1 protein-coding gene is annotated in these 295 nt (G+C 47.1%); it reads left to right on the top strand.

Annotated elements, in window-relative coordinates; translation table 11 throughout:
• The coding region (locus PZE06_RS28315) for a hypothetical protein (RefSeq protein WP_275792443.1) at positions 1-242 on the top strand (242 nt) is incomplete at its 5' end.
• Between the last annotated feature and the right edge of the window lie 53 nt (positions 243-295).

Below are 295 nucleotides of genomic sequence, written 5' to 3' on the forward strand. Positions count from 1 at the left end.
CCGATTTAATCGTCGGAATAGATTTCGCGACGTTTTATAGTTTCGGGCAACCGCGCAAGCCGACCGCAAGGGAATTGGCGGAAAGACGCAAGACCGAGCGGACGGAGCGCGCCGAGCAAATTGATAACTTGCTAGATATGCGCGAGTGGTACCGGAAGGCGTTGGAGCGAACGAATGACGAAGCGTATGGTGAGCGGATATTGGCGATAGATGCGGAGTTGCGGAAGTTAACACAAGAGTAAGGAAGTGAATTAAAATGTTTAATTATTTCAAACGACTTATGTGTAAATATAAA

It is taken from the genome of Robertmurraya sp. DFI.2.37, assembly GCF_029211245.1.
Classification (GTDB): domain Bacteria; phylum Bacillota; class Bacilli; order Bacillales; family Cytobacillaceae; genus Robertmurraya; species Robertmurraya methanolica_A.